Annotated in this window: 25 protein-coding genes and 1 tRNA gene; 6 read left to right on the forward strand and 20 right to left on the reverse strand. The window is 67.4% G+C overall.

Going from position 1 to position 18814, the window contains the following annotated elements; translation table 11 throughout:
• Positions 1-141 precede the first annotated feature (141 nt).
• The 4 genes from ACP690_RS05145 to ACP690_RS05160 all read left to right on the forward strand — a co-directional run bounded on the left by ACP690_RS05145 (position 142) and on the right by ACP690_RS05160 (position 2501).
• A complete protein-coding gene (locus ACP690_RS05145; protein ID WP_024310504.1) occupies positions 142-420 on the forward strand; it encodes an integration host factor subunit beta in 279 nt (92 codons plus the stop codon).
• A 109-nt stretch (positions 421-529) separates the two neighbouring features.
• Positions 530-613, forward strand: a tRNA-Leu gene (locus ACP690_RS05150).
• Positions 613-2058, forward strand: a complete 1446-nt coding sequence (locus tag ACP690_RS05155) for an ABC transporter substrate-binding protein (protein ID WP_426260454.1) — start codon at positions 613-615, stop codon at positions 2056-2058. The genes ACP690_RS05150 and ACP690_RS05155 overlap by 1 nt, the downstream gene beginning before the upstream one ends.
• Before the next feature lie 38 nt (positions 2059-2096).
• On the forward strand, positions 2097-2501 hold the full coding sequence (locus ACP690_RS05160; RefSeq protein WP_063688490.1) for a DUF4112 domain-containing protein: 405 nt from the start codon (positions 2097-2099) through the stop codon (positions 2499-2501).
• 39 nt (positions 2502-2540) lie between these two features.
• On the opposite strand, the gene ACP690_RS05165 is transcribed toward ACP690_RS05160, so the two are convergent.
• The 3 genes from ACP690_RS05165 to nadC all read right to left on the reverse strand — a co-directional run bounded on the left by ACP690_RS05165 (position 2541) and on the right by nadC (position 4611).
• Positions 2541-3254, reverse strand: a complete 714-nt coding sequence (locus tag ACP690_RS05165) for a ribonuclease T2 family protein (RefSeq protein ID WP_426260453.1) — start codon at positions 3252-3254, stop codon at positions 2541-2543.
• Positions 3251-3697 carry a hypothetical protein gene (locus ACP690_RS05170; RefSeq protein ID WP_017978339.1) on the reverse strand — a complete coding sequence of 149 codons (447 nt, stop codon included), beginning with the start codon at positions 3695-3697 and terminating at the stop codon, positions 3251-3253. The genes ACP690_RS05165 and ACP690_RS05170 overlap by 4 nt, the downstream gene beginning before the upstream one ends.
• Before the next feature lie 68 nt (positions 3698-3765).
• The gene (nadC, locus tag ACP690_RS05175; protein ID WP_426260452.1) at positions 3766-4611 is read right to left on the reverse strand and encodes a carboxylating nicotinate-nucleotide diphosphorylase; all 846 of its coding nucleotides are present in this window, start codon (positions 4609-4611) and stop codon (positions 3766-3768) included.
• Between the two features lie 73 nt (positions 4612-4684).
• On the opposite strand from nadC, the gene ACP690_RS05180 reads away from it, so the two are divergent.
• Complete coding sequence (locus ACP690_RS05180; RefSeq protein ID WP_426260451.1) at positions 4685-4834, forward strand: hypothetical protein; 150 nt, start codon at positions 4685-4687, stop codon at positions 4832-4834.
• Positions 4835-4838: 4 nt separating this feature from the next.
• Here the strand turns inward: ACP690_RS05180 and nadA are convergent, their stop codons facing one another.
• The 8 genes from nadA to ACP690_RS05220 all read right to left on the reverse strand — a co-directional run bounded on the left by nadA (position 4839) and on the right by ACP690_RS05220 (position 10894).
• The gene (gene nadA / locus ACP690_RS05185; RefSeq protein WP_294316079.1) at positions 4839-5852 is read right to left on the reverse strand and encodes a quinolinate synthase NadA; all 1014 of its coding nucleotides are present in this window, start codon (positions 5850-5852) and stop codon (positions 4839-4841) included.
• A gap of 45 nt (positions 5853-5897) precedes the next feature.
• Positions 5898-6632, reverse strand: a complete 735-nt coding sequence (locus tag ACP690_RS05190) for a DUF4230 domain-containing protein (RefSeq protein WP_426260450.1) — start codon at positions 6630-6632, stop codon at positions 5898-5900.
• A complete protein-coding gene (locus ACP690_RS05195; RefSeq protein WP_426260449.1) occupies positions 6614-7471 on the reverse strand; it encodes an MBL fold metallo-hydrolase in 858 nt (285 codons plus the stop codon). Before ACP690_RS05195 ends, ACP690_RS05190 begins: the two co-directional genes overlap by 19 nt.
• 99 nt (positions 7472-7570) lie before the next feature.
• Entirely contained in the window at positions 7571-9199 is a 1629-nt protein-coding gene (locus tag ACP690_RS05200) for a M56 family metallopeptidase (protein WP_426260448.1), read from the reverse strand.
• Positions 9196-9564, reverse strand: a complete 369-nt coding sequence (locus tag ACP690_RS05205; RefSeq protein WP_017978332.1) for a BlaI/MecI/CopY family transcriptional regulator — start codon at positions 9562-9564, stop codon at positions 9196-9198. The genes ACP690_RS05200 and ACP690_RS05205 overlap by 4 nt, the downstream gene beginning before the upstream one ends.
• Before the next feature lie 429 nt (positions 9565-9993).
• Positions 9994-10320 (reverse strand): Grx4 family monothiol glutaredoxin, encoded by a 327-nt coding sequence (gene grxD / locus ACP690_RS05210; protein WP_017978331.1) that lies wholly within the window; start codon positions 10318-10320, stop codon positions 9994-9996.
• Between the two features lie 11 nt (positions 10321-10331).
• Positions 10332-10562 carry a BolA family protein gene (locus tag ACP690_RS05215; protein ID WP_020486447.1) on the reverse strand — a complete coding sequence of 77 codons (231 nt, stop codon included), beginning with the start codon at positions 10560-10562 and terminating at the stop codon, positions 10332-10334.
• Positions 10563-10570: 8 nt separating this feature from the next.
• A complete protein-coding gene (locus tag ACP690_RS05220; protein WP_426256953.1) occupies positions 10571-10894 on the reverse strand; it encodes a DUF1476 domain-containing protein in 324 nt (107 codons plus the stop codon).
• Between the two features lie 213 nt (positions 10895-11107).
• Here ACP690_RS05220 and ACP690_RS05225 point away from each other — a divergent pair, with 213 nt between their 5' ends.
• On the forward strand, positions 11108-11251 hold the full coding sequence (locus ACP690_RS05225; RefSeq protein ID WP_017978328.1) for a hypothetical protein: 144 nt from the start codon (positions 11108-11110) through the stop codon (positions 11249-11251).
• A gap of 22 nt (positions 11252-11273) precedes the next feature.
• On the opposite strand, the gene ACP690_RS05230 is transcribed toward ACP690_RS05225, so the two are convergent.
• From ACP690_RS05230 to ACP690_RS05270, 9 genes are all read right to left on the reverse strand, one after another.
• On the reverse strand, positions 11274-12272 hold the full coding sequence (locus ACP690_RS05230; protein ID WP_426260447.1) for an NADPH:quinone oxidoreductase family protein: 999 nt from the start codon (positions 12270-12272) through the stop codon (positions 11274-11276).
• Complete coding sequence (leuD, locus tag ACP690_RS05235) at positions 12235-12864, reverse strand: 3-isopropylmalate dehydratase small subunit (RefSeq protein WP_426260446.1); 630 nt, start codon at positions 12862-12864, stop codon at positions 12235-12237. The genes ACP690_RS05230 and leuD overlap by 38 nt, the downstream gene beginning before the upstream one ends.
• A 112-nt stretch (positions 12865-12976) precedes the next feature.
• Positions 12977-14413 (reverse strand): 3-isopropylmalate dehydratase large subunit, encoded by a 1437-nt coding sequence (leuC, locus tag ACP690_RS05240; protein WP_426260445.1) that lies wholly within the window; start codon positions 14411-14413, stop codon positions 12977-12979.
• Positions 14414-14485: 72 nt separating this feature from the next.
• Entirely contained in the window at positions 14486-15169 is a 684-nt protein-coding gene (locus ACP690_RS05245; RefSeq protein ID WP_426260444.1) for a glutathione S-transferase family protein, read from the reverse strand.
• On the reverse strand, positions 15166-16053 hold the full coding sequence (locus ACP690_RS05250) for an alpha/beta hydrolase (RefSeq protein WP_426260443.1): 888 nt from the start codon (positions 16051-16053) through the stop codon (positions 15166-15168). Before ACP690_RS05250 ends, ACP690_RS05245 begins: the two co-directional genes overlap by 4 nt.
• 38 nt (positions 16054-16091) lie before the next feature.
• Positions 16092-16733: a 3-oxoacid CoA-transferase subunit B gene (locus tag ACP690_RS05255; protein WP_294284444.1), complete on the reverse strand. Its 642-nt coding sequence runs from the start codon at positions 16731-16733 to the stop codon at positions 16092-16094.
• The gene (locus ACP690_RS05260; RefSeq protein WP_020486446.1) at positions 16733-17050 is read right to left on the reverse strand and encodes a DUF5076 domain-containing protein; all 318 of its coding nucleotides are present in this window, start codon (positions 17048-17050) and stop codon (positions 16733-16735) included. Before ACP690_RS05260 ends, ACP690_RS05255 begins: the two co-directional genes overlap by 1 nt.
• Complete coding sequence (locus ACP690_RS05265; protein ID WP_426260442.1) at positions 17047-17991, reverse strand: HAD family acid phosphatase; 945 nt, start codon at positions 17989-17991, stop codon at positions 17047-17049. The genes ACP690_RS05260 and ACP690_RS05265 overlap by 4 nt, the downstream gene beginning before the upstream one ends.
• Positions 17988-18695: a CoA transferase subunit A gene (locus ACP690_RS05270; protein ID WP_426260441.1), complete on the reverse strand. Its 708-nt coding sequence runs from the start codon at positions 18693-18695 to the stop codon at positions 17988-17990. The genes ACP690_RS05265 and ACP690_RS05270 overlap by 4 nt, the downstream gene beginning before the upstream one ends.
• Positions 18696-18814 lie beyond the last annotated feature (119 nt).

Below are 18814 nucleotides of genomic sequence, written 5' to 3' on the forward strand. Positions count from 1 at the left end.
CGCTTACCCATGTGTCAGGTCGGGGCAGAAATGTCCTGACCTGACATATTTTTCATTGGATCGGCTTCGTTGCGGCCCTATACGTCGTGGGCATTGATCTTCATCAATCTCCGCAACCTGGCGCCGGGGGGAGCCCGTACCGTGATCCGATCTGAACTCGTTCAAAAACTCTGCGATCTCAACCCTGAGCTGACGAGCCACGACGTCGAGGCGATCGTGAGCACGTTCTTCGATGAGATCACGCTGCGGCTTGCCGCGAACGGCCGCGTCGAATTGCGCGGCTTCGGTGCCTTTTCGACCCGCGCCCGCGATGCCCGCGTCGGTCGCAACCCGCGCACCGGCGAAACCGTCGATGTCGACGCCAAGCGCGTCCCCTATTTCAAGCCCGGCAAGGAAATGCGCGCCCGTCTCAACGTGTGACGTGACGCACCGCGTGGTCGCCCGGCGGGCTATCTTCGCTTCGCACGGCGATGAAATGCCGGTCGTGACTTGACGCCCGCACCCACGTGCGCTTGTCGTGCCCCTGTGTGCGGACGTGGCGAAACCGGTAGACGCAGCCGACTTAAAATCGGCTTCCTATGGAGTGCGGGTTCGAGTCCCGCCGTCCGCACCATGGCTTTTGCGCTGGCGTTGACCGCGACGCTGGCCGGTTGTGACCGGCGGCCCGATTCGGGGCCGGTCGTTGCCAGTGCGATCGGCACCGCACCGCGGCTTGCCGATCCCAGCCGCACGTTGCCCAATACGCCGACCCGGCTGCTGCTCGATGCGACGGCAGAGGGGCTGGTGCGGTTCGACGCCAGCGGCCAGATCGAACCGGGGCTCGCCGAACGCTGGATCGTCATCGATCAGGGCACCAGCTACATCTTCCGCCTCCGCGACGCCCAATGGCCGGATGGCAGCGCGGTCACCGCCGACCAGGTCGTCGCGCAGCTGCGGCGCCAGATCGCCCCCGGCTCACGCAACCCCCTCGCCCCCTTCCTGACGGCGATCGACGAGATCGTCACGATGACGCCGCAGGTCATCGAAGTGCGGCTGCTGCGCCCTCGCCCCGATCTGCTCAAGCTGTTCGCCCAGCCCGAACTCGCGCTGTGGCGCAGCGGCGGGATCGGCAGTGCAGGTGGCGCGGGGCCGATGCGGATCGTCAGCGCCGCCCATCACAGCCTGCTGCTCCGCCCGGCGTTCGACCGGACGCGTGCCGATCCCGAGGATCACCGCACCACCCGCCCCGAAGACGACGTGCGGCTGATCGGCGAACGGGCGGCGCGCGCCATCGTCCGCTTCGTCGCCCGCGATTCGGACTACGTCACCGGCGGCACCTTCGCCGACTGGCCGCTGCTGAGCCTCGCGCAGGTCGCGCCAGCCAATCTCCGCCTCGATCCCGCCGTCGGCCTGTTTGGCTTCGCGATCGCCTCACGCGACGGCTTCCTCGCCGATCCCGGCAATCGCGCAGCCCTGAACGGCGCGATCGATCGCGCCGCAGTGACCGCGGCAGTGATGCCGGGTTGGGAGACGGCCGAGCGCATCCTGCCAGAGTCGCTCGATTCGGGGGCACCGCCAGCGATCCCCGGCTGGGCACTGCTGTCGCCCGAGCAGCGGATCGCGGACGCCCAGGCGCGGGTCGCGGCGTTCGGTGCGCCTGTGCGGATGCGGATTGCCCTGCCGCTGGGGCCCGGCGCGACGTTGCTTTATGGTCAGATGGCCGCGGCGCTCTATGCGATCGGGATCACGCCGGAACGCGTCGCGATGACCGCACCCGCTGAATTGCGCCTCATCGATCAGGTCGCGCCCTATGACAGCGCGCGCTGGTATCTCGCCACCGCCTGTGCGCCGTGCGGGGACGAGGCCCGTGCCGCACTGATCGCCGCCCGCGATGCGCCGACGATGGCCGACCGCGCCCGGCTGATCGGCCAGGCCGATGCCGCGCTGGCAGTCGACACCGCCTTCATCCCGATCGCGCGGCCGCTGCGCTGGTCGCTGGTCGCGCTGCGGCTGAGGCAGTGGCGCCCCAACACGCGCGCCTGGCACCCGTTGAACCGGCTGCGCGACGACACCAATTAAGCGGCATGGCACAGACCACGCCCCGCCGGCCCCGTCCCATGGACATGCGTCCGCTGATCGCAACCTTGCCGACCGGGCGCGACCCAGCCTCGGTCCGCATCCGCCTGGAAGCGATGGAACGCGTGATGGAGGGGCTGTTCACGCTGCCCGGCACCAATCGCAAGGTGGGCATGGACGTGTTGCTCGACCTCGTGCCCGTCGTCGGGACGACGATCGCGGCGCTGATCGGGTCGTGGCTGGTCTGGGAAGCGCGCAACCTCGGCATGTCGAAGCTGCAGATGGCGCGGATGTTCGGCAATGTCGGGATCGACTGGGCGCTGGGCCTCATCCCCTTCGTCGGCGCGGTGCCCGACTTCTTCTTTCGATCGAACACGCGCAACCTGCGGATCATCCGCAAGCATCTGGACCGTCATCACCCGGCGACAGCGACGATCATCGGCTGACCGCCGGGCCGGTGCGTACCGGCCCGGACGGCAACGGGATCAGCGCATGCCGCGCCAGATCTTCACGCTGGCGTTGGGCGCCAGTCCGCCCTGATGCGCCGGACAGCGTTGGTAACGGAACGTCTTGTCGAGGCAGAGCCAGATTTCGTCCAGCCAGCCGCGACGGTTCGCGGTGATCCGCATCATGTCGGCGGTGAGGCCCGGATTGGCATCCGCCACCGCCTGCGCCAGCTTGCCCGCGGTCAGCGGACGGCGCGACAGGGCATTCATGTCGGGATAGCGCAGCTTCGCGTACAGGCCGGTGGACTGCGCGAAATAGCGCTCCGGCGTGTAGCCCGACATGCAGGTGCCGTGCTTCGACCATTCGTGCTGGAGCAGCTGCGCCGACGGCGTCGAGCAGATGCTCTGCTGGATCACCTCTCGCGACAGCAGCGGCGTCGCCTGGCAATATTGCGGCCAGTCCTTGCCCACGCCATCCGGCCACAGGCCGTGCAGCGTGAAGCCGAAGCGATTGCCGCTGCCGCACTGAAAGCGGGCCGAGGCGTCGCGCGCATGCTCGTGGCAGAATTGCGGAGCCCAGGTGATCGCCAGCGTATAGCCGCCGATCGGCAGCAGCCGCTGCGGCTGGCGGGCGTCGGCCAGATCGGGGCGCGGCCGATCGATCTGGGTCGGGGCCGAGCAGCGATAGCTTTGTGCCTGCGCCGCGGCCGGCACCGCGATCGCCGTGGCGGCGAGCAGAAGTCGGCCGATCATACGCGCGGCGCCTCGATATCGTCGGGGTCGCGCCCCTCGCCCAGCCATTCCTTGGCGTCCGGCTTGAACAGCATCACTGCGGCGGCGATGTAGAGGATGTTGGCCACGAGCCCGAGCACAACCTGGATGGTGACCGGCACACGCCCCATCGCCAGCATGAACAGCGCCGAGGCTATGCCGAACGCGCCGAGAGCAGCGAAGACGACCTGGATCCACTTGGCCACGACGCTGGGCCGGCGGACGATGAAGAACCAGAGCAGCACGGCGATAATCAGGCCGATCACTTGCGTTACCGGTACGATCCAGCTGGCGCCGGCGAGGACCGGATTGGCGGCAATCAGCGCCTGCGAGGTCTTCCAGTTGAGGGCGGTGTTGATCAGGCCGAGGATGACCGAGGCCCAGTAGAATTGTTCGAAACGCGCGATCGACGGTGGTTTGATCATGGGTGCCCCCAAGCAGAACAGATGCGCGGCAGCCTAGCCGCGTAGCGGCGCCGTGCAAGCCGCCACGCTCACAGCAGCGCGAAATCCAGGCCGATATCCGCCGCCGGCGCCGACTGGGTCAGCCGCCCCACCGAAATATAGGTCACGCCCGTTTCGGCGATGGCGCGGATCGTGTCGAGACGGACGCCGCCCGACGCCTCGGTCGGCACGCGGCCGCCGATCATCGCCACCGCCTGTCGCAGCGTATCGGGCCCCATATTGTCGAGCAGCAGATGCGTCGCACCCCCGTCCAGCGCAGGCGCGATCTGGTCGAGCGAATCGACCTCGACGATGATCCGCTCGATTTCGGCTGCGACTGCACGCTGCACCGCCGCAGTGATGCCGCCCGCGACCGCGACGTGATTGTCTTTGATCATCGCGGCATCCCACAGACCCATGCGATGGTTCTGCGCCCCGCCGACGCGCGTGGCGTATTTTTCGAGCCGGCGCAGCCCCGGAATCGTCTTGCGCGTATCGAGCAGGGTCGCGCCCGTACCCGCGATCGCATCGACGTACTGACGGGTCAGCGTGGCGATGCCGGACAGATGCTGCACGGTGTTGAGCGCCGAACGTTCGGCGGTCAGCATCGCACGCGCCGATCCCTCGATCCGCATCAGGTCTGTGCCGGCCGGCACACGATCGCCATCGGCCGCGAGCGGCGTGATCACCGCCTGCGGATCGAGCGCGCGAAAAAAGCCATCTGCCAGCGCCAGCCCCGCGACCACGATCGGCTCGCGCGTGTCCATCACGCCTGCGAAGCGCGCCTCTGCCGGGATCACCGCGGCAGAGGTGATATCGCCCGCCCCCCCCAGGTCCTCCGCCAGGGTGGCGGCGATAAAGGCGTCGGTGTCGAAGCCGTCCAGACGGAAGCGCATGGCTGGATCATCCTATTGGGGCGCCGGAAGGAAAAAGCGGCGATCACATGTGACGGGAACGGGAGGGCGACAGATGGATGACGATGCTGACGAGGCCGAATTGCGCCGGTTGCTTGCGGCTGCTTTGGCCTTGGCCGATACGCTGGAGCTGACGATGGTGGCGATCCACCTCGGTTCCGCGCACGATCTTCTCGGGGCGCCGACCCCGACATCGTCACGCTGACGCGTCAGTCCCCCGTGACGGGGACCGGCGCCACCGGCGCCGGCCCCAGATCGCCCTTGCCGACGCTGGTCGAGGCGAGCGCCAGCATGGCATCCAGGCTCTTCTTCGCCTTGATCCGGAGCCCTTCCTCGATTTCGATGCGTGGCGTGAGGTCGCGCAGGGCGATATACAGCTTTTCCAGCGTGTTGAGCGCCATGTACGGGCAGATGTTGCAGTTGCAATTGCCGTCCGCGCCCGGCGCACCGATGAAGCGCTTGGTCGGCATCGCCTTTTCCATCTGGTGGATGATGTGCGGCTCGGTCGCGACGATCAGCGTGTCGCCGGGCATCGCATTGGCATATTCCAGAATGCCGCGCGTCGAACCGACGTAATCGGCGTGATCCAGGATCACCGCGGGGCATTCGGGGTGCGCCGCGACGGGGGCGCCGGGATATTCCGCCTTGAGCTTCAGCAGCTCGGTCTCGCTGAATGCCTCATGTACAATGCATACGCCCGGCCAGAGCAATAGCTCGCGCCCGGTCTTGCGCTGGAGGTAGCCGCCGAGATTGCGGTCGGGGCCGAAGATGATCTTCTGATCGCGCGGCAATTGGGCGAGGATCGTTTCCGCGGATGAGGAGGTGACGATGATGTCGCTGAGCGCCTTCACCTCGGTCGAGCAGTTAATGTACGTCAGCGCGATGTGATCGGGATGCGCGGCGCGGAAGGCAGCGAATTGTTCGGGCGGGCAGCTGTCTTCCAGACTGCACCCGGCATCCATGTCGGGCAGCACGACCGTCTTGTCGGGACTGAGAATCTTCGCGGTTTCGGCCATGAAGCGCACGCCGCAAAAGGCGATGACGTCGGCATCGGTCGCCTGCGCCTTGCGGCTGAGATCCAGACTGTCACCGACGAAATCGGCTAGGTCCTGCAACTCGGGCTTTTGATAGTAATGCGCGAGGATGACGGCGTTGCGCTCCTTGCGGAGGCGGTCGATCTCGGCGCGCAGGTCCAGCCCTGCCAGATTGGTCGTCAGTTCCATGACACCCCCGTTAGGCGATACCCACGCCGGGCTCAACGCCGGGCCTCACTCCGCGTTGCCAAGAACTTCCTGCAACGACCGGCTGGTATCCCAACGCTCGCCCGATGGCGTCGGGTCGTCGGCAAAGCGCACTTTCACCTGCGCGTCGATCCCGGCCGCGCGCAACGGCATGGCGAAGCTGGTCTCCACCGCGCGGCGCGTCGCATCGCGGGCGAGCTTCATCGGTGCGGCGTCGCGCGCCTGCCGCACCAGTTCCGCCTGACCGGCCCGCCGGTTGGCCGTATCGAGCCGCGCTTCGGCATCGGTGACGTGCGACAGGATGCCGCCGCTGCCATATTCGCGCAGCTGCGCCAGATCGATCTGCGGCCCGTCGATCTCCACCGGCGGCAGGCGTACCGACAATGTCTTGGTGCCGGCGTCCCAAATGACGTCGGATGGCGTCAGCTTGGCGAGGTCCACTTCGTAGCGGACAGTGCCCGGCATGATCAGCGTCTTTTCGGTCGAGAGGCCAAGCTGCGACTGGCGCGAGGTCGATACCGCGACGAAGCGCGCCGCGAAGGCGGACAGCCGGTTCTGTTCGCGCAATCCCTGCAGGCTGGCGCTGGCGACCGTGGTGGGATCGGGCGCGAGCCGCCGTTCGACATAGCGCTGGATCGCCCACAGGCCGAGCAGCACGGCGAGCGCCAGCAAGACGATGACGCCCGCGGCCTTGCCCAGAAACGATCCGGTCGATCCGCGGGCCGGCGGCGTTGCGGGATCGATCACGCGCGTATCCGCCATGTGTCTCCTTCCTCCTCCACCAGTAAGCGATGGCGCAGGTCGTACAGATGCGCGAGCACCGATCGCTCCGCCGCGCCGAGCAGCCGCGGATCGAGCCCGACGTACATGCGCGCGGTCATCGCCGGGATGGCCATGGGAGCTTCGCGGAGCAGGCGCAGGATCTGCCCCTCGCGCTGCTTGCGATGACCGAGCATGCCGCGCACCAGCCGCTGCGGATTGTCCACCGCCTCGCCATGCCCCGGATAATAGACGCGATCGTCGCGGCCCATCAGCTTGTCGAGGCTCGCCATATAGTCGCCCATGTCGCCATCGGGCGGCGAAACGACGCTGGTCGCCCAGCCCATCACATGGTCGCCCGAAAACAACGCGCCGCTTTCGGGCAGCGCATAGGCGAGATGGTTGGAGGTGTGGCCGGGCGTCGCGATGGCGCGCAATGTCCAGCCCTCGCCGCTCACGGTGTCGCCCTCCTCAAGCACACGGTCGGGCGCGTAATCGGCGTCGAAGGCGGCATCCAAAGGCAGGGCATCGTCCGCGACATGGTGCGCGCGGGGGCCGACGATCGGCGCGCCGGTGGTGGCGGCAAGCGGCCGGCTGGCGGGGCTGTGATCGCGATGATGATGCGTGATGACGATCGCCGTCACCGGCCGGCCGGCGACAACGTCCAGCAGGGCGGCGATATGCGCGGGATCATCGGGACCCGGATCGATGATCGCGAGATCGGTGGTGCCGACGACGTGCGTCTGCGTGCCGCTATACGTGTAGGGCGAGGCGTTGGGCGCGAGCACGCGCGTGACGAGCGGCTCGAGCTGGATCGGGATTCCGGTCGGATGCGCGGGCATTGTCCATGGATGTGGCGTGCGGTGGCCCTGGGCGCAAGCAAAACCTCCCCACGCGGGACCGTGCGCGGGGAGGTTCGAGGCCGGTATCGGATCGGGACGTCAGTCCTTGCCGATATCCGCCATCTCGTTGCGCAGCTCGACCAGCGCGTCGTCTATGTCCTTCAGGGCGGAGGCGCGATCGGCGGGCGGGATGCTGGCGTTGTTGGCGATGCTGGCGCGCGTCACCATGACGCTCGACAGCGCCGTTTGCAGCGCGTCGCGCTTCACGACCGCGGCATGGGCGGATGCCATCGCACCCGCTGTGGCCGCCGCCTCGATCCGGTTGGTGCAGACGATCATCGCGCGCTTGCCGGCACGCGTCGTGTGGACCACCAGCTGGCGCGGGCCGCCGTCGCGGCCATCGGCGCAGTTGCGCGAGCTGACCTCGGGGGCGCGGCTGCGGGCATCCGCGGCCATGCGCTCGATCGCGGCATCGTCGAAATGGCCATCGGCGTTCGACGTGAACGTGGCGACCTTGCCATCCTGCATCGTGTTGATGACGATGCGATGAGCCTTTGCAGGCACGGCGGGGACCCGCGGTGCGGCAGGCGCGTCGGGCGCCTCGAGAGCCGGGGGCGGCGCAGGCACGGCCGCGATCGCCGCCACGTCGGGCGCTGTAGCGGGTGCCGGGTGCGCTGGCGCGACGGGAGGGGCCGGCGGCGCCGGCGGCTGGGCTTGCAGGTCGACGCCGATCGTATCACCCACCTTGCCGCTGATCGCCTTGGCAGCGCTGGTGCCCGAGGCGGTGAGGCCAAGGCCGGTAAGGACGACGGCGGACATCAGCACACCCCCGGTCGCGAGACGCCGACGCGAACGGGGCATGGTGGTCAGCATACGGATTCTCCCTTTCAGATCGTCGATGGTGTGCAGGTGGCAGGCGGCGGACACGGCCCCGCCGTGCGCCGCCTTCACGATGGCGCAGGCATAGGCGTGACGGTCGATGGCGGAGCGGCCGGCGAGCACGCGGGCGTCGTTGGCCAGCTCCTGATCGGCGCGGAAGGCGCGGAAGGCGCGCCAGGCGACGGGATTGAACCAGTGGAGCGCGAGCACCGCCAGGGCGACCCAGTTGGCGATCAGATCGCCGCGCTGGTGGTGGCCGATCTCATGCTCCAGCGCGAGTTCGCGCTCGTCGGCATCGTAGCGATCGGCGAAGTCGAGCGGGAAGGCGACGTAGCGGCGGAGCACGCCGAAGGCGAGTGGACCGGGCGCCGCATCGCTGGCGATCACGCACACGCCGCGCATCTCCTCCACGTGCGCGGCGGTGCCGAGCAGGCGACGGCAGAAGCGCGTATGACTTGTAAGATGCCACAGCAGGAAGCCGAGCGCGCCGACGCCCCATAGCAGCGCTAGGGATCCACCGACGATCGGGCCCCAGGCGATCGGCGCACCTTCGGTCATCGGCGCGACGGCGGGCGCGACCGCGGTGGCGCCCTGCCCCACGACCATGATCGTGATCGTCTCGCTCGCCTGGCTGAGCGGGGTGGCTGCGGCCTGCCGCAGGCCGGCCGGCAAAGGCGGTAATAGCAGCCGGAGCAGCGGCAGCGCCCAGAGCGAATAGGCGATCTGCGGTCCGAATGCCTCGCGGACCGGACGGCGGATGACCAACGCCAGCCCCATCAATAGCGTGGAGGCGGCCAGCGCCTCGATCAGCCAACCTAGGAACGGCGCGCCGGGTAGCAGCACGCTCATTGTTTCAGGTCCTTCAGCAGCGCCTCGATTTCGGCGATATCCTGCGCGCTCAATTCGTCACGCTCGGCGAGGTGGGCGACGAGCGGGGTCAGCTTGCCGCCGAAGAGACGGTCAATCAGCCGCTTCGATTCGCCGGACACGTAATCGTCCCGTGCGACGATCGGGCGGTAGAGATACCGGCGGCCATCCTCCTGATGCGCGATCGCCGATTTGGCGAGCAGCCGGCCGAGCAGTGTCTTGACCGTATTGGCGCTCCAGCCCCGCGCCGGATCGACCCGCTCCGCCACGTCCTGCGCGGTGAGTGGCGATTCGTCCCACAGGACCTCCATCACCGCATGCTCGGCATCGCTGATTCGTTCGGCCACGGTTACGCTCCTCTATCGACTACAGCTGTGATCACTTCGATTACGAGCGTAGTCAATAGGGCATGTGGCTGTTCCAAATCGCGAGAGGCGACGGTGCGCGGCCCTTGTCGAAGAATTTTACAGCTGCGTCTGCGAGCCTCGTGGCGTTAACCAATCGGGGGCAGCCATTTTCGTCGGTTGGCGCAATTGGCACGCCGGTTGCTTATGCCAGGGCAGCCGAGCGTTCGACGCTTCAGCAGGGTGGGCCAGACGCGGGATCGTATCCCGCACCGGCCCACCCGCACCCGGCAGATGTGCCATGCGAGGCCCATCCTCCCTAAGCGGACCGCCAGACCGGCAAGCAAACAACAGCCCGAACAAACAAAAGGCGGACGCCATACGGCGCCCGCCCGATGCCCGATCCTGCCGGGCAGGCATCGAAGCCCGCGCTTACTGCGCGGCGGCTTCGCCCTTCAGCAGCGTCGCCAGTTCGCCGCTTTCGTACATCTCCATCATGATGTCCGACCCGCCGATGAATTCGCCGCCGGCATAGAGCTGCGGGATCGTCGGCCAATCGGAATAGGCCTTGATGCCCTGACGGATGGCCTGGTCCTGCAGCACGTCGACGCTTTCGTAGCTGACGCCGAGATGGTCGAGGATCGCCACCGCGCGGCTGGAAAAGCCACATTGCGGGAACAGCGGGCTGCCCTTCATGAACAGCACCACCGCGTTGTTCTTTACGACGGCGTCGATGCGGGCGTGGGTATCGTCGGTCATGGTGTCTATCCTCAGGCTGCTGCGGTCTTGAGTTGCAGCGCATGGAGTTCGCCGCCCATCCGGCCGCCGAGCGCCGCATAGACCGCCTGATGCTGCTGGCGCAGCGGCAGGCCCGCGAAGCTCGCCGACACGACGCGTGCGGCATAATGGTCTCCGTCGCCGGCAAGATCGGTGATCTCGACCTCGGCATCGGGAATGGCGGCGCGGATCAGCGCGGCGATATCGTCAGCGGCCATCGGCATCGCGATGCTTACTCCGGCTGCATCAACTGGCGACGCGCTTCGATCGCCTTGTCGGCGAGCGCGCGGCGCACGGTGGCATCGTCGGTCTCGACACGCGCGGCGGTGAGATCGCCCAGCAACTTGCGAACGACGTCTTCATCGCCCGCTTCCTCGAAATCCGCCTGGACTACCGACTTCGCATAGGAGTCCGTTTCCTCCGGCGTCAAACCCATCAGCTCCGCGGCCCACTGGCCCAGCAGACGGTTGCGGCGCGCGGTGATGCGAAACGCCATTTCCTCGGCGCGGGCGAACTGCCCCTCAAATGCCTTTTCCCGATCGTCGAACATCGTCATCGCGGCCATTTCCCCCGGGGCGGTCTGTTTCGGTCTCCACATAGGAGCGGGTGACCGCCCGCGCAACGCACGCTGCTGTGCCGCGCGTTCAGCCCTCGAGACGGGACATGCAAAATAAGTAAAACGTAACGCCTACGTTATGGAACCGTTAAGCGGGTTATGAGATATTGAATATAGGGTACGACGCAAAGATCGGCCCGCTGGAGAAGGACAATGACCAACGCGCCTCTCACCGCCGGCACACATTCCGGCACTCACGACCACCGCGCCACGCCGCTGACCGGCGTGATGATCGGCACGGGGATCTCGCTGTTTTTGTGGGCGATGATCCTGGCTGTCGTATTCGCGGTACGCTAACCGCCCCGCCCGGTGGCCGAGGTCAACCGACCTCGACCACCAGTTTGCCGATCGCCCCGCGTGCGGCCATCTTGGCGATCGCATCGCCACCCCGTTCGAACGCAAAGGTTTCCGTGACGCGCGGCGCGATGCGCCCCTCCCGCCACAAACGGAACAGCGTGTCGACATGCGCCGCATTCGCCTGCGGATCGCGTGCGGCGAACGCGCCCCAGAACACGCCGCAGACATCGCAGCTCTTCAGCAGCGTGAGATTGAGCGGCAGCTTCGGGATACCCGCCGGGAAACCGACGACCAGATAGCGCCCTTCCCAGGCGATCGAACGCAGCGCCGGCTCAGCATAGTCACCGCCCACCGGATCGTAGATCACATCGAAGCCGCCGCGGCCGCCCGCCGCCTTGAACTGTTCGGCGAGCGCCTTGGACTGATCCTTATCGAACGGCGCGCGGCCATAGAGGATCGTCTCGTCCGCGCCCGCAGCCTTGGCGGCCGCCGCCTTCTCCTCCGACGACACCGCCGCGACGACCCGCGCGCCATAGGCCTTGCCGAGTTCGATCGCCGCCAAGCCGACACCGCCGGCCGCACCGAGCACGAGCAGCGACTGCCCTTCCGCCAGGCGTCCGCGGTCGAGCAGTGCATGGATGGTGGTGGCGTAGGTGAGGATCAGCGCCGCGCCCTCGGCGAAGCTGCGGTCTTCCGGCAATCGGTAGAGGCGCTGCGGCTCGGTGGCGATCTTGCTCGCAAGGCCGCCGTGGCCGATGACGCCCATCACGCGATCGCCGACCTGCCAGTTGGTGACGCCCTCGCCCAGCGCCTCGATCACGCCGGCGATCTCGCCACCGGGTGCGAAGGGGCGCTGCGGCTTGAATTGATATTTGTCTTCGATGATCAGTACATCGGGATAGTTGATCGCGCAGGCCTTCACCGCGACCAGGACCTGCCCCTTGGCAGGTACGGGATCGGGCGATTCCGTCAGCTCTAGAGTTTCAGGTCCGCCCGGCGCCGTCGACAGCAATGCTCGCATACCCGCTCCTACTCCCGATCCAGGGGCGGCTCTGCTCGACCGCACCTTCGAATTTCGAAATCGCGGTATCTCTTGCCAGTGTCAGACCGACTTCGTCCAGCCCCTCCATCAGGCAACGGCGACGAAACGGGTCGAGTTCGAAGGTGAAGCGATCCTGATAGGGGGTCGTGACCGTCATCGTCTCGAGATCGACGGTAATCGGCTGCTCCCTCGCAACCTCGACCAGCCGGTCGACCGCTTCCTGCGGCAGCACCACCGGGACAATGCCGTTCTTGAAGGCGTTGCCGGAGAAGATGTCGGAGAAACTGGGCGCGATGACGGCTTTTACGCCCATGTCGGCGAGCGCCCAGGCGGCGTGTTCGCGGCTCGATCCGCAGCCGAAATTGTCGCCCGCGATCAGGATGGGCGCGCCGGCATAGCGGGGATCGTCGAAGACGTTACCCGGCTGCGCGCGTACCGTTTCGAACGCGCCGCGGCCGAGCCCGGAGCGCGTGATGGTTTTCAGCCAATGCGCCGGGATGATGATGTCGGTGTCGATATTCTTGGCACCCCAGGGGTAGGCGGTGCCACTGACGATCGTAACGGGCTGCATCGGCGTCAGCGCTGGGTCGCGGCCGGATGGGTGAGCACACGCGCACCGGCGACATAGGCGGCGACGCCGCTCATCATCGCGCCGGCCACGAGCAACACCAGAACCTTCTTCATCATCGTCCTCCCATCACATCGCGCACATCGGCGAGCCGTCCCGTCACCGCGGCAGCAGCCGCCATTGCCGGCGACAACAAATGAGTACGCGCGCCAGGTCCTTGACGTCCCACGAAATTTCTATTGGAGGTCGAGGCACAGCGCTCGCCCGCGGGCACCTTGTCCGGGTTCATCGCGAGGCACATCGAGCAGCCGGGCTCGCGCCATTCGAAGCCCGCCGAGACGAACACGCGGTCGAGGCCCTCCGCCTCCGCCTGCCGCTTGACCAGCCCCGATCCGGGGACGACCATCGCGCGCACGCCATCCGCGACGCGGCGTCCATCCGCCACCGCCGCTGCGGCGCGCAGATCCTCGATTCGGCTGTTGGTGCAGCTACCGATGAAGACGTGCTGGATCGCGACGTCCTGCATCGCGGTGCCCGGCGTCAGGCCCATATAGTCGAGGCTGCGCCGCGCCGCCTCGCGCTTGGCGGGATCGGAGAAGCTGTCGGGTTCGGGGACGACGCCGGTGATCGGCACGACATCCTCGGGACTCGTACCCCAGGTGAGCGACGGTGCGATCTCGCTGGCGCGCAAAGTAACGCTCTTGTCGTAGCGCGCGCCAGCATCGGTCGCGAGGCTGCGCCACCAGGCCACCGCCCGCTCCCACTCGTCGCCCTTGGGCGCCATCGGCCGGCCCTTCAGATAGGCGAAGGTCGTGTCGTCCGGCGCGACGAGTCCGGCACGTGCACCGCCCTCGATCGACATATTGGCGAGCGTCATCCGCCCCTCGATCGACATGTCGCGCACGACGTCGCCGGTATATTCGAAGACATGGCCGGTGCCGCCCGCCGCGCCGACGCGGCCCATGATCGCGAGGATCACGTCCTTGGGGCTGACGCCATAGCCGAGCGTGCCGTCGACGCGGACCTCCATCGTCTTCGACGGACTGAGCAGCAGCGTCTGCGTGGCAAGGACATGCTCGACCTCGCTGGTGCCGATCCCGAAGGCGAGCGCGCCGAGCGCACCGTGGGTCGAGGTATGGCTGTCGCCGCAGACGAGCGTCGTGCCGGGCAGCGTGAAGCCTAGCTCCGGGCCCACAACATGGACGATGCCCTGCTCCGCCGCGGTCGCATCGATATAGTCGACGCCGAACTCCGCGGTGTTGCGGCGGAGCGCGTCGAGCTGCTGCGCGCTTTCGGGGTCTGCGATCGGGATCAGGCGCCCGCTGGCATCGACGCGCGGCGTCGTCGGCAGATTGTGGTCGGGCACCGCTAGCGTCAGCTCGGGACGGCGCACCCGGCGCCCGGCGGCGCGCAGCCCCTCGAACGCCTGCGGGCTGGTGACTTCGTGGACGAGGTGGCGGTCGATGTAGATGAGGCACGTGCCATCGTCGCGCGTTTCGACGACGTGCGCGTTCCAGATCTTTTCGTACAGGGTCTGTGGTCGGGATGCCATGATGGCGCTCGCGTTAACCGAAACGATGCGTCGGCGAAAGGCTGTGCGACAGATTATTGCCGGGAGGATCGCCTATTTGCGATGGTCTGCCGTTATCGTCCCGCAGGCACGAATATCCGCCTCATGCGCCTGCTCACGCCAGGTCTCGGTCAGCGCCACCGCCTCCCAGCGAAGGACATCGGGATGCGCCAGGATCGTATCGACCCAGCGCCGCCCCGCCTTTCCCACGTCGATCCCATAGGTGCGCACGCGGAAGGCGACGGGAGCGTAAAAGGCGTCGACCGCGGTGAAGGCGCCACCAGCCAGCCATGGTCCACCGAATCGATCGAGCCCCTCGCCCCACAATTCCGCGATCCGCGCGACATCGCGCGCAAGAGCGGCGGAGCCCGGCTTAGGATCGGCACGCACCCCGACGTTCATCGTCCGCTCGTTGCGCAACGCCGCGAACCCGCCATGCATTTCCGCGACCGCGCTTTGCGCCCAGGCGCGCGCATCCTCGTGCGCCGGCCTGACACCCTCGTGCCGATCGGCGAGGTACATCACAATGCCGAGCGAGTCCCAGATCTTGCGGTCACCGTCGATCAGGACGGGCACCTGACCCGTCGGCGAGAAGGCGCGGAACGCCTGCCAACTGTCGGCCTGTGCGAAGGGTTCGATCCGATCCTCGAATGGAATGCCGAGGGCCGTCATCAACAGCCAGGGCCGCAACGACCAGCTGGAATAATTGCGGTTGGCGGTGATCAACGTATAGCTCATCGCACCCTCCCCTTCCCCAATATTCGGTCCAGGAACGCGACGCTGTCATGCAGCACCGGCGCCTTGCCGCGGAACGGCACCGAGAGCGCCATGACGACGTCCTCGTGGCTGAGGCCGCTATAGTTGCGCAGTTCCACCGGCGAACCCGCTGCCTTCAGCCGCTGCGCCAACGCAATGGCGTTGCGCGGCTTCACCTGCGTGTCGGCGCTGCCCGTCACCAGCAGCATGGGCGGCAATTCGGGGCGGGCATAGTGGATCGGCTGCGTCGCGGGGCCGTCCGCTACTCCCGCGAAAGCGTCGATTGATCGTTTCGAATCGAACGGGAAGAAGTCGTACGGGCCGCACAGCCCCACCACCGCCTTGATCGTATCGGGCGCCAGCCCGACGTCGCGCAGCCAGCGTGGGTCGATCGCCAGCATCACCGCATTATAGGCGCCGGCCGAATGGCCCGCGACCGCGATCCGCTCCGGATCGCCGCCGTATTGCGCGACGTGATCATGCACCCAGCGCAACGCATCGGCGCCGTCCTGAACGAAGGCCGGGAATCGCACGCCCGGCACCTTGCGGTAATCGGGCGCCACCACGACGAACCCCGCCTTGGCGAAGGCCCGCGCGGCAAAGGCATAGGCGGCGCGGTCGCCATTCACCCAGCCGCCGCCATAGATGAAGATCACAACGGGCCGCCGGCTCGCTGCCCCGCTGGGCCGCCACACGTCGAGCGTCTGCCCGTGCGACCCGAACGGCACGCCGTCCGCGACCCGCTCGACCCCGCGGCCACCGCCCATCACGCCATCGGCTATACTGAGCCATCGCGGCCCGGACACGGTCGCGTAGAGGATGCCGACGATCAGCCCGATCAACCCGATCCCGATCAGCCAGCGCATCGTCCCTCCTCAGGCGTCCGGGCGCAGCGTGCCGATCGTTACAGCGCCACCTGATAGGCAGCCGTCGTCTTGGCCGCGACCTCGTCCGCGGTCACGCCGGGTGCGAGTTCGACCAGCTGGAAGCGCGAATCGTGATCGGGCCGCCGGAACACGGCGAGGTCGGTGACGATCATGTCGACGACGTTCTTGCCCGTCAGCGGCAGCGTGCAGGCGGGGATGAACTTCGGGCTGCCATCCTTGGCATTGTGATCCATCACGACGATGATCTGCTTGACGCCGGCGACGAGGTCCATCGCGCCGCCCATGCCCTTGATCATCTTGCCGGGGATCATCCAGTTGGCGATGTCGCCACCCTCGCTGACCTCCATCGCACCCAGAACGGTCAGGTCGATATGCCCACCGCGGATCATCGCGAAGCTCTGTTCGCTGCCAAAATAGGCGCTCTGCGGCAGCTCGCTGATCGTCTGCTTGCCGGCGTTGATCAGATCGGGATCGACCTCGTCGTCAAACGGGAACGGCCCGATGCCGAGCATGCCGTTCTCGCTCTGCAGCGTGACGGTCATGCCCGCGGGGATGTTGTTCGCGACGAGCGTCGGTATGCCGATGCCGAGGTTGACGTAATAGCCGTCACGCAGTTCCTGCGCGGCGCGTGCCGCCATCTGATTGCGGTCCCAAGCCATTAATGCACATCCCTGTTGGCGGTGATGGAGATCGGATCGGTGGTGGGCGCAGCCCGCTCGGCGTCGAGCCCTTCCCAGATGCGCGCGAGCGCTGCCTCCTCGTCGATGTTCACCGCACGGGCATAGGCCCTGGCGGCGTGGCGGACGCAATCGACCATGGCGAGGCCGAAGGCGAAGGGATCCGGCCCGATCGGCACCGGATTGACGAAGCAGGTGACGGGGCCGTCCTGCTTGGCCCAGACGCGCAGGAACTCGGCGCTGCCGCCGATCATGTCGGCGTAGCGATCGAGGTTCATCGGAACGGGCTTGTCGCTCATCGCGCACCCCCGTCGACCCAGCGTTTGTCGGCCGGGAAGACGTCGTCGAAGCCGCCCTTCAGCCCGGTGCCGTAGACGGGATTGGGCAGGACGAACCAGCCATTGCCCCACATCTCGCCGATCGCGCCCGCATCGGTGGCGCGACGGCGGTCCGCCGGAGAGGCGATCGCACCGAACAGGTCGCTGAAATCGCCGAGCTGATCGCCCGCCATCGCGACGACGCAATACCGTTGGGCAATGGCGGCGCGGCGTGCGTCCTTGCCATTGATGCCCTGGCGCAGGAACAGATTGTCCCCCGGCGTGAAGTCGCCGAGACCGGCAGCCTTCAGCGTGGCGACCGTGCCCGGCGCTGTGGAGGCATCGCGATTGGTGTTGATGATGATCGCGATGTTCGCGGCGCGCAGCGCGGCGAAGGCCTCGATCGCGCCGGGCGCCGCCACGACGGCCTTCGCGCCCGTCCGCTCCCATCGCGCCCATTGCGCGGCATCGAAGGGGGCGGCGGGATCGCGCGCGGCCAGCGCCTCGACCCCGAGATTGAGGATCACGGTTTCGTCCGCGTCGAACACGGCAGCGCGCGGCTTGCCGGCGCAGGCGGTCCAGCTCGGCGCGGCGAGCGTGGCATTGGGTGCGAGGACGACGCTGTCGCCCGCCGCCTTGCGATAGGTGGCGTAGGAAACGAGCGCGCGGAACGCCTGCCGGCTGAGCGCCAGCGCTTCGCCCGAACCGTAGAGGAACTGGAACTGCGGCGGGACGACGGCCGTATCGGCGCTGGCGGCACCGCCGGGCGCAGGCAAAGCCTTCAGCCGGGTGATCTGCACGACCTTGCCGTCGGCGGTGTAGCTCTGCCCCGGCGCGGGCAGCGTCGCCACCCGTTCGCCGCGCCCGCCACAGGCCGTCAGCAGCGCCGTGGTGGCCAGCGCGAGGACGAGGCGGCGCATCATGCGCTCTCCCGCTCGCGGACCGTGCGGAACTCGATCTTCTTGTCGTAAGGACTGCCGACGATCATCCGCTTCACGTAGATGCCCGGCAGATGGATGTGATCGGGGTCGAGGCTACCGACCGGCACGACCTCTTCGACCTCGGCGACGCAGATCTTGCCCGCGGTGGCCATCGGCTGGTTGAAGTTGCGCGCCGTCTTGCGGAAGATGAGGTTGCCGCTTTCGTCCGCCTTCCAGCCCTTGATGATGCTGAGGTCGGCGCGGATGCCGCGTTCGAGGATATAGTCCTGACCGTCGAAGGTCTTCACCTCCTTGCCCTCGGCCATCAAAGTGCCGACGCCGGTTTTGGTGTAGAAGCCCGGGATGCCCGCGCCCCCTGCCCGGCAGCGTTCGGCGAGCGTGCCCTGCGGGCAGAATTCCACCTCCAGCTCGCCGGAGAGATACTGGCGCTCGAACTCCTTGTTCTCGCCGACGTAGCTCGAGATCATTTTCTTGACCTGGCGGCTGCGCAGCAGCTTGCCGAGGCCTTCGCCATCGATGCCGGCATTGTTGCTGGCGATCGTCAGGTCCTTGACGCCCGAGGCCTGGATCGCGTCGATCAGCCGTTCGGGAATGCCGCACAGGCCGAAGCCGCCCGCGCAGATCGTCATGCCGTCATGCAGCAGGCCTTCTAGGGCCGCGGCGGCATCGGGATAGAGCTTCTTCAACGCCTCTCTCCTGTCGTTGCCGCGGCGATAGCGGGGCCGGCGGCGCGGGGTCAAGCAAACCTGAATGAGGTTTCAGGTTTGTTGTGGGGGCTGTCACCCCGGGCTTGCCCCGGGGTCCC

The sequence above is a fragment of the Sphingomonas sp. DC4900 genome, assembly GCF_049896485.1.
Classification (GTDB): domain Bacteria; phylum Pseudomonadota; class Alphaproteobacteria; order Sphingomonadales; family Sphingomonadaceae; genus Sphingomonas; species Sphingomonas aquatilis.

Bases quoted from the DNA above. Each gene is read 5' to 3' on its own strand.
- ACP690_RS05160 (WP_063688490.1), top strand. From the start codon at position 2,097: ATGGACATGCGTCCGCTGATCGCAACCTTGCCGACCGGGCGCGACCCA.
- leuD (WP_426260446.1), bottom strand. From the start codon at position 12,864: ATGCAGCCCGTTACGATCGTCAGTGGCACCGCCTACCCCTGGGGTGCC.
- ACP690_RS05255 (WP_294284444.1), bottom strand. From the start codon at position 16,733: ATGGCTTGGGACCGCAATCAGATGGCGGCACGCGCCGCGCAGGAACTG.
- ACP690_RS05220 (WP_426256953.1), bottom strand. From the start codon at position 10,894: ATGACGATGTTCGACGATCGGGAAAAGGCATTTGAGGGGCAGTTCGCC.
- ACP690_RS05195 (WP_426260449.1), bottom strand. From the start codon at position 7,471: ATGCCCGCGCATCCGACCGGAATCCCGATCCAGCTCGAGCCGCTCGTC.
- leuC (WP_426260445.1), bottom strand. From the start codon at position 14,413: ATGGCATCCCGACCACAGACCCTGTACGAAAAGATCTGGAACGCGCAC.
- ACP690_RS05155 (WP_426260454.1), top strand. From the start codon at position 613: ATGGCTTTTGCGCTGGCGTTGACCGCGACGCTGGCCGGTTGTGACCGG.
- ACP690_RS05165 (WP_426260453.1), bottom strand. From the start codon at position 3,254: ATGATCGGCCGACTTCTGCTCGCCGCCACGGCGATCGCGGTGCCGGCC.
- ACP690_RS05190 (WP_426260450.1), bottom strand. From the start codon at position 6,632: ATGGCGGATACGCGCGTGATCGATCCCGCAACGCCGCCGGCCCGCGGA.
- ACP690_RS05250 (WP_426260443.1), bottom strand. From the start codon at position 16,053: ATGCGCTGGCTGATCGGGATCGGGTTGATCGGGCTGATCGTCGGCATC.
- grxD (WP_017978331.1), bottom strand. From the start codon at position 10,320: ATGACCGACGATACCCACGCCCGCATCGACGCCGTCGTAAAGAACAAC.
- ACP690_RS05200 (WP_426260448.1), bottom strand. From the start codon at position 9,199: ATGAGCGTGCTGCTACCCGGCGCGCCGTTCCTAGGTTGGCTGATCGAG.
- ACP690_RS05170 (WP_017978339.1), bottom strand. From the start codon at position 3,697: ATGATCAAACCACCGTCGATCGCGCGTTTCGAACAATTCTACTGGGCC.
- ACP690_RS05215 (WP_020486447.1), bottom strand. From the start codon at position 10,562: ATGCCGATGGCCGCTGACGATATCGCCGCGCTGATCCGCGCCGCCATT.
- nadA (WP_294316079.1), bottom strand. From the start codon at position 5,852: ATGGAACTGACGACCAATCTGGCAGGGCTGGACCTGCGCGCCGAGATC.
- ACP690_RS05180 (WP_426260451.1), top strand. From the start codon at position 4,685: ATGGATGACGATGCTGACGAGGCCGAATTGCGCCGGTTGCTTGCGGCT.
- ACP690_RS05225 (WP_017978328.1), top strand. From the start codon at position 11,108: ATGACCAACGCGCCTCTCACCGCCGGCACACATTCCGGCACTCACGAC.
- ACP690_RS05260 (WP_020486446.1), bottom strand. From the start codon at position 17,050: ATGAGCGACAAGCCCGTTCCGATGAACCTCGATCGCTACGCCGACATG.
- nadC (WP_426260452.1), bottom strand. From the start codon at position 4,611: ATGCGCTTCCGTCTGGACGGCTTCGACACCGACGCCTTTATCGCCGCC.
- ACP690_RS05245 (WP_426260444.1), bottom strand. From the start codon at position 15,169: ATGAGCTATACGTTGATCACCGCCAACCGCAATTATTCCAGCTGGTCG.
- ACP690_RS05230 (WP_426260447.1), bottom strand. From the start codon at position 12,272: ATGCGAGCATTGCTGTCGACGGCGCCGGGCGGACCTGAAACTCTAGAG.
- ACP690_RS05265 (WP_426260442.1), bottom strand. From the start codon at position 17,991: ATGATGCGCCGCCTCGTCCTCGCGCTGGCCACCACGGCGCTGCTGACG.